General features: G+C 63.3%; 10 protein-coding genes. All 10 read left to right on the top strand.

Translation table 11 applies throughout. The features are described from left to right. The first annotated feature begins 7 nt into the window (after window positions 1-7). The 10 genes from QD280_RS02395 to QD280_RS02350 all read left to right on the top strand — a co-directional run bounded on the left by QD280_RS02395 (window position 8) and on the right by QD280_RS02350 (window position 13,730). Entirely contained in the window at window positions 8-982 is a 975-nt protein-coding gene (locus QD280_RS02395; RefSeq protein WP_043334056.1) for a sugar ABC transporter permease, read from the top strand. Window positions 983-993: 11 nt separating this feature from the next. Then, the gene (locus QD280_RS02390) at window positions 994-1,836 is read left to right on the top strand and encodes a carbohydrate ABC transporter permease (protein ID WP_043334057.1); all 843 of its coding nucleotides are present in this window, start codon (window positions 994-996) and stop codon (window positions 1,834-1,836) included. Window positions 1,837-1,862: 26 nt separating this feature from the next. Beyond that, window positions 1,863-3,503 carry an alpha glucosidase gene (locus QD280_RS02385; protein ID WP_279838389.1) on the top strand — a complete coding sequence of 547 codons (1,641 nt, stop codon included), beginning with the start codon at window positions 1,863-1,865 and terminating at the stop codon, window positions 3,501-3,503. A gap of 45 nt (window positions 3,504-3,548) precedes the next feature. Further along, the gene (ugpC, locus tag QD280_RS02380) at window positions 3,549-4,655 is read left to right on the top strand and encodes a sn-glycerol-3-phosphate ABC transporter ATP-binding protein UgpC (RefSeq protein WP_248379032.1); all 1,107 of its coding nucleotides are present in this window, start codon (window positions 3,549-3,551) and stop codon (window positions 4,653-4,655) included. A gap of 151 nt (window positions 4,656-4,806) precedes the next feature. Beyond that, complete coding sequence (locus QD280_RS02375) at window positions 4,807-6,456, top strand: alpha-amylase family glycosyl hydrolase (protein WP_279838191.1); 1,650 nt, start codon at window positions 4,807-4,809, stop codon at window positions 6,454-6,456. A 38-nt stretch (window positions 6,457-6,494) separates the two neighbouring features. Then, on the top strand, window positions 6,495-8,162 hold the full coding sequence (locus QD280_RS02370) for an alpha-amylase family glycosyl hydrolase (RefSeq protein WP_279838190.1): 1,668 nt from the start codon (window positions 6,495-6,497) through the stop codon (window positions 8,160-8,162). Window positions 8,163-8,254: 92 nt separating this feature from the next. Then, entirely contained in the window at window positions 8,255-9,559 is a 1,305-nt protein-coding gene (locus QD280_RS02365; protein WP_279838189.1) for an ABC transporter substrate-binding protein, read from the top strand. A gap of 178 nt (window positions 9,560-9,737) precedes the next feature. Then, window positions 9,738-11,456 carry an alpha-amylase family glycosyl hydrolase gene (locus tag QD280_RS02360; RefSeq protein WP_279838188.1) on the top strand — a complete coding sequence of 573 codons (1,719 nt, stop codon included), beginning with the start codon at window positions 9,738-9,740 and terminating at the stop codon, window positions 11,454-11,456. Between the two features lie 145 nt (window positions 11,457-11,601). Next, complete coding sequence (locus QD280_RS02355; RefSeq protein ID WP_279838187.1) at window positions 11,602-12,657, top strand: LacI family DNA-binding transcriptional regulator; 1,056 nt, start codon at window positions 11,602-11,604, stop codon at window positions 12,655-12,657. Window positions 12,658-12,737: 80 nt separating this feature from the next. Continuing rightward, a complete protein-coding gene (locus tag QD280_RS02350) occupies window positions 12,738-13,730 on the top strand; it encodes a nucleoid-associated protein (protein WP_279838186.1) in 993 nt (330 codons plus the stop codon). Window positions 13,731-13,870: the final 140 nt, after the last annotated feature.

Here is a 13,870-nt window from a genome sequence, read left to right as displayed (position 1 = left end):
GTTTCGCATGACAACCACGCTCAATGAGTCAGTGCCGACGGATACGCCCTCGGCCCGGACCCGCAAACGCGGCACCAAGGTCAGACGCCAGCGGGTACGTGCGGCCTGGACCTATCTCGCGCCGATGCTGGTCGCGCTGGCCCTGGTGGCCGGCTGGCCACTGCTGAGAACCTTCTACCTCAGCTTGACCGATGCCTCGCTCTCGGACACGACCGGCGCCGCCTTCATCGGCTTTGAAAACTATCTCGTGAAGGACGACGGCGTCTGGTACGGCCTGCTGGCTGACCCGGTGTGGTGGAATTCCGTCTGGAACACCGTCTATTTCAGCGTCATCTCGGTGTCGCTGGAAGTCGTCTTCGGCATCATCGTGGCCCTGCTGCTCAACGCCGAATTCAAGGGGCGCATGCTGGTCCGCGCCGCGGTGCTCATCCCCTGGGCCATCCCGACCATCGTCTCCGCCAAGATGTGGGCCTGGATGCTCAATGACCAGTTCGGAATCATCAACCATCTGTTGATGGGGCTGGGGCTGATCGATGCGCCACTGGCCTGGACGGCGGATGCCGATCTTTCGATGTGGGCCGTGATCATGGTCGATGTGTGGAAGACCATCCCGTTCGTGGCACTGCTGGTACTCGCCGCGCTGCAGATGCTGCCCAAGGATTGCTATGAAGCCGCCGAGGTCGATGGCATCCACCCGGTGAAGGTGTTCTTCCGTGTCACCCTGCCATTGATCACCCCGGCCCTGCTGGTCGCCGTGATCTTCCGTCTTCTCGATGCACTGCGCGTCTTCGACGTCATCTATGTGCTGACCTCCAACTCGTCCAGCACCATGACCATGTCGATCTACGCCCGCCAGCAACTGGTGGAGTTCCAGGACGTGGGCTACGGCAGTGCCGCCTCCACGATGCTGTTCCTGATCATCGCGCTGGCCGTCGTGGTCTACCTCTACCTTGGCCGCCGCCAACTGGGAGTGGATAAATGAATCAGCATCCGATGAATCGCTACCAGATGACCCGACTCGCCAAGCTGGTCGGCAAATGGGCCTTGATCGCCATCATCATCGTCTACGCCGTGTTCCCCTTCTATTACGCGGTCATCACCTCGCTGAAACCGTCCAGTGAGCTGTTCGAGGTCAACTACTGGCTGACCTCACTGGACTTCAGCAACTACGCCCAGATCTTTGCGCAGAAGAGTTTCCTGCAGGCGATCGGCAACTCGATCCTGATCGCCTTGAGCGTCGTGTTGATCGCGCTGCTGCTGGGCATCACCGCCTCCTATGCACTGGGACGCGTGCGCTTTCGCGGCCGCTCCACCGTGATGCTGATCATCCTCGGGGTCTCGATGTTCCCTCAGGTCGCGGTGCTGTCCGGGCTGTTCGAGGTGATTCGCAGCCTGAATCTCTACAACAACCCCGGTGGCCTGATTCTCAGTTACACCATCTTCACGCTGCCCTTCACCGTCTGGGTGCTGACGACCTTCATGCGTCAGCTGCCCATGGAACTGGAAGAGGCCGCGATCATGGACGGCGCCACGCCGTGGGAGACCATCACCAAGGTCTTCCTGCCCCTGATGTGGCCGGCCATGGCCACCACCGGGTTGCTCGCCTTCATCGCGGCCTGGAACGAGTTCCTGTTCGCCTTGACCTTCACGCTGACCGACAGCGAACGCACCGTGCCGGTCGCCATCGCCCTGATCTCCGGCGGCAGCCAGCATGAGCTCCCCTGGGGCCCCATCATGGCCGCCTCCGTCACCGTCACCATACCGCTGGTCATCCTGGTGATGATCTTCCAGCGCCGCATCGTATCCGGCCTGACCGCCGGCGCCGTCAAAGGATAATTTTCATGTCATTGCTCGAAGCCCAAATGCAGACCTCCTCCAGCTGGTGGCGAGGTGGCGTCATCTACCAGATCTACCCGCGCAGCTTCCTGGACAGCAACGGCGACGGGATCGGGGATCTGCCGGGCATCACCGCCAGACTCGATTACGTGGCCTCCCTGGGCGTGGATGGCATCTGGCTGTCGCCCTTCTTCACCTCTCCGATGCTCGACTTCGGGTATGACATCAGCGATTACCGTGATGTCGACCCGATGTTCGGCACCCTGGAGGACTTCAAGGTGCTGCTGGAGCGCGCTCACTCGCTCAATCTCAAGGTCATGATCGACCAGGTGATCAGCCACACCTCCGATCAACATCCCTGGTTCCAGCAAAGCCGCCAGGACCGTACGAATGACAAGGCCGACTGGTTCGTGTGGGCAGACCCCAAGCCCGACGGCACGCCGCCCAACAACTGGCTGTCGATCTTCGGCGGCTCGGCCTGGACCTTCGATTCACGCCGCCAGCAGTATTACCTGCATAACTTCCTGACCAGCCAGCCCGACGTAAACTTCCATCACCCGGAGGCCCGTCAGGCTCAGCTAGACAACATGCGCTTCTGGCTGGACCTGGGCGTCGATGGCTTCCGCCTGGATACCGTCAACTTCTACTTCCACGATCAGGCCCTGCGCGACAATCCCCCGGTGCCGGCGGGCGAAGCCAAGACACTGGGCGCCCCGGATTCCAACCCCTATACCTGGCAGCGCCACGTCTATGACCTGAGCCGCCCGGAAAACCTCGACTTCCTGAAAGACCTGCGCGCCCTGATGGATGAATACCCCGGCACCACCACAGTGGGCGAAATCGGTGATGACAAGCCGCTGGAGCGCATGGCGGAGTACACCGCCGGGGGCGACAAGCTGCACATGGCCTACGGGTTTGATTTGCTCAATGCCCCGCACGCCGCAGGCTATCTGCGAGAAGTCATCGAGCGCTTCCAGCGCCTGGCCGGTGATGCCTGGCCATGCTGGGCCCTGTCGAACCACGACGTCGTGCGCAGCGCCACACGCTGGGGTGCCGACGAAGACCCGGTGGCCTACCCCAAGGTCGCCCTGGCCATGGTGTTGTCACTGCGCGGCAGCGTCTGCCTCTACCAGGGTGAGGAGCTGGGCCTGCCGGAAGCCGAGGTGCCCTTCGAGCGCATCCAGGACCCCTACGGCAAGGTGCTGTGGCCGGAATTCAAGGGCCGCGACGGTTGCCGGACTCCCATGCCCTGGCGTCAGACGGCCCGGGGGGACTTCTCGAATGTCGAGCCCTGGCTGCCGGTCGATGAACGCCACCTGCCGCTGGCCGTGGCCAATCAGGAAGACGACGCCAACTCGGTATTGCATGCCACACGCACCCTGCTGAATTTCCGCCGCCAACACCCGGTCCTGCGCGAGGGGAACATTGAACTGGTGGACGTGGGTGACGAGCTGCTGGGGTTTCAGCGCGAGCACGATGGCCAGCGCATGCTGTGTCTCTTCAACCTGACCGGCACCGAACGGACCACCGCACTGCCGCAAGCCTACGCAGGCGGCGCGCGCCTTCTCGAGGGCACGGGCTTCACTGCCGAACTGGACGAGGCTCAGCCCCAGGCAGCGCGCCTGGCACTGCCGGCCTATCAGGCTGCCTTCCTGGCACTCGACTAACCTTCTTTCGAAAGCCGGTGCCGAGCACCGGCTGGGAGTCGCAAGATGACAAGCGTAACCCTCTCCAAGATCAACAAGACCTTCGGCAGCACGCACATCATCAAGGACCTGGACCTGAAGATCGGCAGCGGAGAATTCGTGGTCTTCGTCGGGCCGTCAGGCTGTGGCAAGTCGACCTTGCTGCGCCTGATCGCCGGGCTGGAATCGATCACCGAAGGTGAGATGCATATCGCCGGCGATCTGGTCAATGACCTCCCCCCGCGTGAGCGCGGCGTCGGCATGGTCTTCCAGTCCTATGCGCTCTACCCGCACATGACGGTGTACGAGAACATGGCCTTCGGCCTCAAGCTTGCCAAGGCCGACAAGGACAACGTCGAGCAGCGCGTGATGGAAACGGCGCGCATCCTCCAGCTCGAGGAGTTGCTGAATCGCAAGCCCAAGGAGCTTTCCGGTGGCCAGCGCCAGCGCGTCGCCATGGGGCGCGCCATGGCGCGTGAGCCCAAGATCCTGTTGTTCGACGAGCCGCTCTCCAATCTGGATGCCTCGCTGCGCGTCCAGATGCGCAACGAGATCGCCCGCCTGCACCATCGCCTGGGCTCCACCATGGTCTACGTCACCCACGACCAGGTCGAAGCCATGACGCTGGCCGACAAGATCGTGGTACTGCGTGATGGGCGTATCGAGCAGGTCGGCAGCCCCCAGACGCTCTATCAGGCGCCGGCGACCCGCTTCGTGGCCGGCTTCATCGGCTCCCCGACCATGAACTTCCTGCCGGCAGAGCTACTGCGAAGCGAGGGCAATGGCTGTCGCATCACGACGCCCGGGATCGGCGAACTGGATCTGCCTCGCGATGCCGGCGACGAACGCACCGGCAGCCGCCTGACGCTGGGGATTCGCCCCGAACACCTCTGCCTGGAAGAGGCCCGTGGCGACAACGCCTTCGAGATCGTCAACGTCGAGTACCTGGGCAACGAAGTCTATGTCTATCTGGATCCGAAAGACGGCGACAGCCTGCTGATCCACCGCAGTGAAGCCCCAAGTCAGTGGAAGATCGGCCAACGCGTCGCGCTGGTGCCGGACCTGGAGCACGTGCATCTCTTCGACAGCCAGGATCGCGCGCTGAGCCTGACCCAGCAACGCCAGGCAGCCTGACATTCAGGGCCTGTTCTGCAGGGCTTTTCCTCGAGGACCTGGCAGCCAGGACTGAGTATCCAGCACCTACTCACGGCGCCTCAGGCCAACCGCTTCATTCTCCGCAAGGACCGCACGGGCGGGAGCCATGGCTCCCGCCCAGGAGACTCGCATGTCCACGATTCGAGACACCCAGGTGTCGGCCCACGATTGGTGGCGCGGTGCCGTCATCTATCAGATCTACCCGCGCAGCTTTCAGGACAGCAATGGCGATGGCATCGGTGATCTGCCGGGCATCCTCGAGCGCCTGGATTACATCGCCTCGCTGAATGTCGATGCGATCTGGCTATCTCCCTTCTTCACCTCGCCCATGAAGGATTTCGGCTATGACATCAGCGACTATCGCGATGTCGACCCGATGTTCGGCACCCTGGAGGACTTCGACCGTCTGGTCGAGGCAGCGCATGCGCGCGGCCTGAAAGTCATCATCGATCAGGTGCTCTCACACACCTCCGACGCCCACCCGTGGTTCGAGGAAAGCCGCCAGAGCCGCGATAACCCGCGCGCCGACTGGTATGTCTGGGCAGACCCCAGACCCGATGGCGCACCGCCCACCAACTGGCAATCGATCTTCGGGGGCTCCGCGTGGCAATGGGATACTCGCCGCTGCCAGTACTACCTGCACAACTTCCTGATCGAGCAGCCGGACCTCAACTTCCATCACCCCGATGTCGTGACGGCCATTCTTGAAGAAGTGCGATTCTGGCTGGAGCGGGGGGTGGATGGTTTCCGCCTGGATGCCATCAACTTCTGTACACATGGTGAGCTAAAGGATAACCCGCCGCGGCGCGAGATCGCTGAGGGCTTCATTGGCGTGCGCCCGGACAACCCCTACGGCTATCAACAACATCTTCACGACAAGACCCAACCCGAGAACCTCGCCGTTCTCGAACGGCTGCGGAGTCTGCTCGATGAATACCCCGGCACCACCAGCGTTGGCGAGGTCGGCGACGATGACTCCTTGCGTGTCATGGCCGAGTACACCCGGGGCGACCAGCGGCTGCACATGGCCTACTCCTTCGATCTGTTGACCGAGAACGCCTCACCCGACCACCTCCTGGCGACCCTGAAGACGATGGAAGCACAGATCGGGGACGGCTGGCCGTGCTGGGCGCTGGGAAACCACGATGTCACACGTCTGGCAACGCGCTGGGACGCCGAAGCCTCGCCGGCGCGCCTGCGCCTCTATCTCGCCTTCCTGCTGACCCAGCGCGGCAGCGTCTGCCTGTATCAGGGCGAAGAGCTGGGACTGAGCGAAGCCCAGCTACGCCATGACCAGCTGGTGGACCCCGCCGGCATCACCTTCTGGCCACGCTACAAGGGACGCGACGGCTGCCGGACGCCCATGCCGTGGCAGGCCGGTGAGTCACATGCGGGCTTCTCTCGCGTGTCTCCCTGGTTGCCGGTTCCCGACTTCCACCATGCCTTGGCCGTCGACCATCAGGAACACGACCCGGCATCGCTGTTGAATGCCAGCCGGGAGCTGCTCGCCTTCCGCCGCCGTCACCCCGCTCTCAGCCGAGGGGAGATCCACTTCCACTCGCTGCATGAGGAAGTCATCTGCTTCACGCGTCTCTCAGACGGCGAGTCGTTGCTGGTCGCGCTCAACTTCTCTACTCAGGCCCTGACTCTGGAGACCGCCTGGCGAGCGGAAGCCCTCGAGGATGCCCCCGGCATGATCAATGGTCACTGGCAGGCAGGTCGCCTGACGCTGCCGCCCCACGGCGTTGCCATCGCGCGCTGTGTTGGCGAGGCGCACTGAATCTCCCGCTTGCCGATCACGCGACTCACAAGGAGGTCATGATGACCCTGTCTCAACTCGACCCTCACGCACGCCTCGACTGGTGGCGTGGTGCCACGATCTATCAGATCTACCCCCGCAGTTTCATGGATGCCAACGGCGACGGCATCGGCGACCTGGCCGGCATCATCGAGCGCCTGCCCCATGTGGCCAGTCTCGGCGTGGATGCCATCTGGCTATCCCCTTTCTTCACCTCGCCGATGAAGGATTTCGGCTATGACGTCGCGGACTATCGGGATGTCGACCCGATGTTCGGCCACCTGGAGGATTTCAAGCACCTGGTCTCGCAAGCCCACCAGCTGGGGTTGCGCATGATCATCGACCAGGTGCTGTCTCACAGCTCCGATCAACATGTCTGGTTCCAGCAAAGCCGTCAGGACCGCCACAACGCCAAGGCCGACTGGTATGTCTGGGCCGACCCGCTCCCAGATGGCAACCCGCCCAACAACTGGATGGCAGCCTTCAGTGGCCGCGCCTGGACCTTCGATGCCAAGCGCCGCCAGTACTATCTGCACAACTTCCTGGCCAGTCAGCCGGATCTGAATTTCCATCATCCCGAGGTGCGCCAGGCGCAGCTGGACAACCTGCGCTTCTGGCTGGATCTGGGGGTGGACGGCTTCCGCTTCGACGTCGTCAATTACTACTTCCATGACCGCGCCTTGACCGACAACCCGGCGATGCCACGCGAAGGCGTCAACCCGGGCAACCCGCAGAGCTATCAGCGAATGCAGCACAATATCGAGCAACCGGAGAATCTGGCGTATCTGGAGCGCATCCGCGACATGCTCGATGAGTACCCGGGCACCACCAGTGTCGGCGAGATCGCCGGCAATGACCCTCTCCCGATCATGGCTGCCTATACCGCCGGCCAACGCCGCCTGCACATGGCCTACACCTTTGACCTGCTCAACAGTGATGGCGATGCCCGCGCGCTTTACGACGTGCTGACGCGCTTTGCCGAGCAAGGCGAAGACACCTGGCCTTGCTGGGCCCTGTCCAATCATGACGTGGAACGCAGTGCGACCAGCTGGGGAGAATCGCGCGCCCTGCTCGCCCTGACGGTGTTGTGTTCGCTGCGTGGCAGCCTGTGCCTCTATCAGGGAGAAGAACTGGGGCTTCCCGAAGCGGAGCTGGCCTTCGAGGACCTACAGGACCCCTTCGGCATCAACCTGTGGCCCGAGATCAAGGGCCGCGATGGCTGTCGCACGCCGATGGTCTGGGATGACAGCCTGAACGGTGGATTCAGCCGCTGTGCGTCGAAGTCCGGCGTTGAGGCCACGCCCTGGTTACCGGTCTCCCCACGCCAGTTGCCATTGTCGGTGGCGCAGCAGGAACGCCGTGATGACAGCTTCCTGTCGCGAGCGCGTCGCCTGCTGCGCTATCGCGGCACCAGCCAGGTGCTGCGCGAGGGCGATCAGACCCTGATTGCACCCGAGCGCCTCCCGGGCGACGTCTTCGCCAGCGTGCGTCAGCATGGAGCCCAACGCCTGCTGTGTCTGGCACACCTCGGGACAGGCGATACGCCGAGCGTGATCGACCCGAGTCAACTGGCGCCAGACATCACCACTTGGACCACCCTCGAGATCGCCGGTGTCACGGCGACACACGCCTCTCACCACCCCCTGTCGCTGATGCCAGGCAGCGCCATGTGGCTCGCCCTCAACTGACGCCTGGCAGATTCGATGCTTCACGGGATGCACGGTGGATGACGGTCATCCCGGACGCCGCAACAACAATCACAATGATGGAGTCGCACGCCATGCCTTCTGTTATCAGCACCCCACGCCAACGGATGCTCACGACCCTCAAGGGTAGCGCCGGTGCCCTGCTGTTGAGCGGGGCCTCATTGACGGCCCCCCTCGCACTGGCCACCGAGGTCACGATTGCCTGTGGCCCCGGCGGAGATTCCGACATGTGTCCGGAGCTCGCCCAGCAATGGGCCGAGCAGTCCGGCAATCGTGTCAATGTGATCTCCACTCCCAACGACACCACCGAGAAGCTCTCGCTGTATCAGCAGCTGCTGAGCAGCGGCTCCAGTGACATCGACGTGCTGATCGTCGACATGGCGTGGCCAGGGCTGCTCGACGATCACCTGGTCGACCTTTCCCGTTACCTGCCCGACGATGCCACCGAGGGCTTCTTCCCCGCGCTGGTCGACAACGGCACCGTAGCGGGACGTCTGGTGGCCATGCCCTGGTACACCGACGCGGGCGTGCTCTATTACCGCAAGGACCTGCTGGAAAAATACGACCAGCAGGTGCCGGAGACCTGGCAGCAACTCACCGAGACGGCGCGCACGATCCAGGCGGCGGAACGCGACGCCGGCAATGCCGATTTCTGGGGATACAGCTTCCAGGGGCGCGCCTACGAGGGGCTGACCTGCAACGCACTGGAGTGGGTTGCAAGCCAGGGCGGCGGCACCCTGGTGGATGATGCCGGTGAGGTCACCATCGACAACTCGCGCGCCGCCGAGGCACTCGACCTTGCCGCCTCCTGGATCGGCAGCATCGCTCCGGAAGGTGCGCTGAATCATACCGAGGAGGAGTCACGTGGGTTGTTCCAGTCGGGCAATGCGCTGTTCCTGCGTAACTGGCCCTATGTCTGGAAGCTCAGCCAGGCCGAGGGCAGTCCGGTGGCAGGCAAGGTCGGCATGGCGCCCCTCCCGCATGGCCCGCAGGGCGAGTCACGCGCAACCCTGGGCGGTTGGAATCTTGCGGTATCACGCTACTCGGAGCACCCACAGGCCGCAGCGGAGCTGGTCGCCTACATCACCGCCGCTCCGCAGCAGAAGGCCCACGCCATGAAGATGGGGCGCAACCCCACCATCGAACACCTCTATCAGGATGACGAGGTGCTGGCGAGCAACCCCTCGATGGGCGAGCTCTATGAAGCGCTCAGAACCGGCGTCGCGCGCCCGGCCTCGGTGACGGGAGATGCCTACGCACGCGTCTCCAATGCCTTCTTCAACCGCACCCATCAGGTGCTGTCGGGCGAGGAGACCGGTACTCAGGCGGTGGAAGCGCTCGGGAGAGAACTCACCCGCATCGGACGCCGCGGCTGGTAACGCCAACGGCCTCACCCCGCCAGGCCTTGCGCCTGCAGACTGATGACGCCCGAAAGGTCTCGCGCAGAGACGCGGGGCCTTTCCGGCGCTCTTGCTTGCCCGTGCCCCGTGCCCCGTGCCCCGTGCCCCGTGCCCCGTGCCCCGTGCCCCGTGCCGTCTTGACAACAAGGATCGTGCAATGACATCTACCCAACTCCATCGCCATGCCGCACACGACTGGTGGCGCGGTGCAACGCTCTATCAGATCTATCCGCGCAGCTTCATGGACGCCAATGGCGATGGTGTCGGCGATATTGCCGGCATCATCCAACGTCTGGACTACCTCGCGACCCTGGGGGTGGACGCCATCTGGGTCTCCCCCATCTTCACCTCGCCCATGCAGGACTTCGGCTATGACGTCTCGGACTACCGTGACATCGATCCCCTGTTCGGCACTCTGGAGGACTTCTCGCGGCTCGTCGCCCGCGCACACGAGCTCGGGTTGGGCGTCATCATTGATCAGGTGCTGTCACACAGCTCAGATCAGCATGCGTGGTTCCGGGAAAGTCGCCAATCCCGGGACAATGCCAAGGCTGACTGGTATGTCTGGGCAGACCCGCGCCCGGATGGCGGTGCGCCCAACAACTGGTTAGCCGCCTTTGGTGGCCCGGCCTGGACCTTCGATTCACGGCGCTGCCAGTATTATCTGCACAACTTTCTCGCCAGCCAGCCGGACCTCAACTTCCATCATCCCGAGGTGCGTCAGGCACAGCTCGACAATCTGCGCTTCTGGCTGGAGCTGGGCGTCGACGGGTTCCGCTTCGACACCGCCAACTTCTACTTCCATGACCAGGCGCTGACGGACAATCCGCCGTCCTCGGACGACTACCGTAGCCGTGGTCATCCCCGCAGCTATCAACTGCTGAAACACAATGCGGATCAGCCGGAGAATCTCGACTATCTGGAAGAGATTCGTGCCCTGCTGGAGGAATACCCCGGCGCCACCAGCGTCGGCGAGGTCGGGGGCAGCGACCCGCTTCCCGCCATGGCAGCCTACACCGCGGGCCAGCACCGCCTGCATATGGCCTACACCTTCGACCTGCTCAACAGCACGGGCGATGCCGTGGACTTGCACGCCGTTCTGGCACGCTTTGCCGAGCATGGCGAGGACGCCTGGCCGTGCTGGGCATTGTCCAATCATGATGTTCCGCGCAGTGCCAGTCGCTGGGGGAGCGCACGCGCCTTGCTGGCACTGACGGTACTCTGCTCATTGCGGGGCAGCCTCTGCCTCTATCAGGGCGAAGAGCTTGGATTCGAGGAAGCGGAGCTGAGCTACGCGGAGCTGCAGGACCCCTTCGGAATCGCGCTATGGCCCGAGGTCAAGGGACGCGATGGCTGTCGCACGCCCATGGTGTGGGAGCCCCGTTGCAACGGTGGCTTCTGCGCCGACTCCCTGTCGCCCTGGCTACCCGTCCATGCCCCTCATCAGGCACAGGCGGTCTCGCTGCAACAAGAGGCGCCCGAGAGCCTGCTGAATCGCGTTCGCCGGCTGCTGGAACTGCGTCGTGAGAATGCGACGCTGAAGACGGGGCAACAGACACTCATCTCTCCTTCCGTGCTGCCGAAGGGAGTCTTTGGCGTGATACGCCACACCCCTCACCAGCAGATGGTGTGCCTGGCCAATCTGGAACACGAGACAGGTCACGCCTCGGAACACGACAACGCCCCCGTCATGCTCGACCTGCCTGCCCTGCTGGGCTCGCGAATGCCTCATGGCCAGCATCATGACCCCATAGAGGTCGTCTCGTTGCCCGGCATGGCAACGCCCTCGCTTGAAGCAGGCCAATTGAGCCTGGCGCCGGGGATGGCAGCCTGGCTGGTCGTGCCAGCCGATACCTCGCAAGAGCAGGACCGCTAGCAGGCGTTGCCCGGCTGGACGCCTTGTGCGCAGTTGGCCGCTCGGTCGGCCAACTCCGACACTTTCTGGGCATTTCTGGTACGCGGCGATATGCTATCTCTGCACTTAATCGTTCAAGCTTTTCATCTTCAGGAACCCGACGCCTGTGTCATCGCCTCGCCGCATCACTCTCAAGGAGCTAGCCGCACAACTCGGCGTCTCCACCGCCAGCGTCTCCAACGCCTTCAACCGCCCCGACCAGCTCTCGCCAGCATTGCGCGAGCGGGTGCTCGAGGAGGCCAGACGCCTTGGCTACCGTGGCCCGGACGCCAAGGCGCGCAGTCTGCGCACGGGGCGCTCACGGATCATCGCCGTAGTACTCGCGGAGACGCTGACCTACAGCCTCAAGGACGCCGTCGCCAGCGAACTGCTGTCGGGCATCGCGGAAGTGCTGGATGCTCACGGCCATACCCTACTGCTGCTTTCAGGCCGCCAGAATGCCTCCCAGGTGCCCGGATCTTCCAGCATCGCCGATGGCTTCATCGTCTACGGGCTGATGGCCAGCATGGCGCTGGTAGAAGAACTCCAGAGTGCGGGTCACAAGCCTATCGTGGCCGTCGACTTCGATCTGGGCGATCACCCCGCCATCCATGTGGATGATGAGCCCGCCTGCTACACCATCGCGCAACATGCCTTGCAGACACCCGCCAGTCGTATCGGTATCGTCAACCTGCGCCTGACCGACACGCCCTGCAATGGCCCCATCACCGATGCCCATACGCTGCTTCCGGCCGGCCGTACCATTACTCGCTCGCGTCTGGCGGGGTTTCATCGCGCCCTGGCAGAGCGAGAGGTTCCTTTGCAAGACGTCGCGATGTGGAACATCGAGGAAAACACCTATGAAGTCTGCGCACCGGTGCTGGCAGAGATACTCGACCTGCCGGCCAGCGAGCGGCCAGACCTCCTGCTGTGCATGTCAGACCGTATTGCTCTGACCGCCGTGACCCTGGCCGAACAACGTGGCATCCGAATTCCCGAGGATCTGCGTATCACCGGCTTCGATGGCATCGAGGAAGGACAATATCGGTCACCGCGCCTGACCACCGTCCACCAGGACAGTACCGAGAAAGGCCGCCTTGCCGCGCGAATGATTCTGGGGCTGGAGCCCGCCTCATCACACCGACTCTCGACACAGCTGATCCAGGGCGAGACCTGTCCGTGAGGAGGCGTCGCCAGGAGTGACGCTATGGGGCGTGGCAGGTATCATCCCCAGCCCGTTCATCGCAGCCGAGGGAGGTTTCCATGCCGATCCTGCACAGCATCATTCACCGTATCGACAAGGGCAATAGCGAGACGCCGGCCCAGCTGGTGCCTGCCGCCACCGCCCTGCCGGCATCCGATGCACTGGAGGATCTGGTGTCCGGGCTCAATGATGCCTACCACGGCAAGGCCAAGAACTGGGGGCGTTTCAATGAAGACGCACCTGCCGCCTTCCCCGCCGAGCTGGCGTCTTTCCTCGCAGGTGATACCGATTTCGCGAGCCTGACCCAGACGCTTGCCAGTCGACTCATGCCGTTGATCGATGACAACCTCCCGACAGGCGGCCATCTGCTGGTGGTGGATCACCAACAGGGCGAGACGCGCCACCTGTTCATGGCGTTGCTGCACCATCGTGACGGCTTCGCGATCGACGAGTCCCTCGCGGTAACGCCCGCCCGACAGCTCAACCTGACCCAGATGTCGCTGGCCGCACGACTGGATATCAGTCAGTGGCAAGGCAGCTCGACGTCTCACCCCTATCTGTCCTGGGCGCGCGATCGCGGACGCACCAAGCTCGCCGAAGCTTTCGCCGAGACGCTGGGCGCACAGGAGCAGCGGGATGCCGGCCAGGAAACCCGCACCCTGCTGAAGGCCTTCAGCGACTATGTCGAGAAGGAAGACATGGCCGAGGAAGCCAGCCGGCAGAAGACCGACACCCTGGTCGATTACGCCACCGATCAGGCCAAGCTCGGCGAGCCGATCACGCTGGACCAGCTGTCTGAGCTGATCGATGAAGAGCACCCACAGGCCTTCTACGATCACATTCGCAACAGTGACTACGGACTGTCGCCGGAAATCCCGCCGGACAAGAAGACGCTCAACCAGTTCAAGCGTTTCACCGGGCGCGCCGCGGGTGTCTCGATCAGCTTTGACTCGCACCTGCTGGGCGACTCGGTGGAATACGATGAAGCGAGTGACCGTCTGATCATCAAGCAGGTTCCGACCGGCCTGCGTGATCAGCTCAAGCAGCGCTGAGCCATGCCAATTGGCAGCTGACGCGAACAGATGTGCGCTGACCCGCCAGCAGTGCATCACAACGACAAGGGCCCGCTGCTGATGCAGCGGGCCCTTGTCGTCTATCTCTGTCCTTCTGCGCTCTTCGTCCTTCTGCGCTC

The sequence above is a fragment of the Cobetia sp. 1AS1 genome, from assembly GCF_029846435.1.
Lineage (GTDB): Bacteria > Pseudomonadota > Gammaproteobacteria > Pseudomonadales > Halomonadaceae > Cobetia > Cobetia amphilecti.
Note: the sequence above shows the minus strand (reverse complement) of the source record. Positions and strands in the feature narration are given on the sequence as shown.

What these genes read in the sequence shown, in the direction of transcription:
- QD280_RS02390 (WP_043334057.1), top strand. Translation starts at nt 994, where the DNA reads ATGAATCGCTACCAGATGACCCGACTCGCCAAGCTGGTCGGCAAATGG.
- QD280_RS02360 (WP_279838188.1), top strand. Translation starts at nt 9,738, where the DNA reads ATGACATCTACCCAACTCCATCGCCATGCCGCACACGACTGGTGGCGC.
- ugpC (WP_248379032.1), top strand. Translation starts at nt 3,549, where the DNA reads ATGACAAGCGTAACCCTCTCCAAGATCAACAAGACCTTCGGCAGCACG.
- QD280_RS02350 (WP_279838186.1), top strand. Translation starts at nt 12,738, where the DNA reads ATGCCGATCCTGCACAGCATCATTCACCGTATCGACAAGGGCAATAGC.
- QD280_RS02370 (WP_279838190.1), top strand. Translation starts at nt 6,495, where the DNA reads ATGATGACCCTGTCTCAACTCGACCCTCACGCACGCCTCGACTGGTGG.
- QD280_RS02365 (WP_279838189.1), top strand. Translation starts at nt 8,255, where the DNA reads ATGCCTTCTGTTATCAGCACCCCACGCCAACGGATGCTCACGACCCTC.
- QD280_RS02385 (WP_279838389.1), top strand. Translation starts at nt 1,863, where the DNA reads ATGCAGACCTCCTCCAGCTGGTGGCGAGGTGGCGTCATCTACCAGATC.
- QD280_RS02375 (WP_279838191.1), top strand. Translation starts at nt 4,807, where the DNA reads ATGTCCACGATTCGAGACACCCAGGTGTCGGCCCACGATTGGTGGCGC.
- QD280_RS02395 (WP_043334056.1), top strand. Translation starts at nt 8, where the DNA reads ATGACAACCACGCTCAATGAGTCAGTGCCGACGGATACGCCCTCGGCC.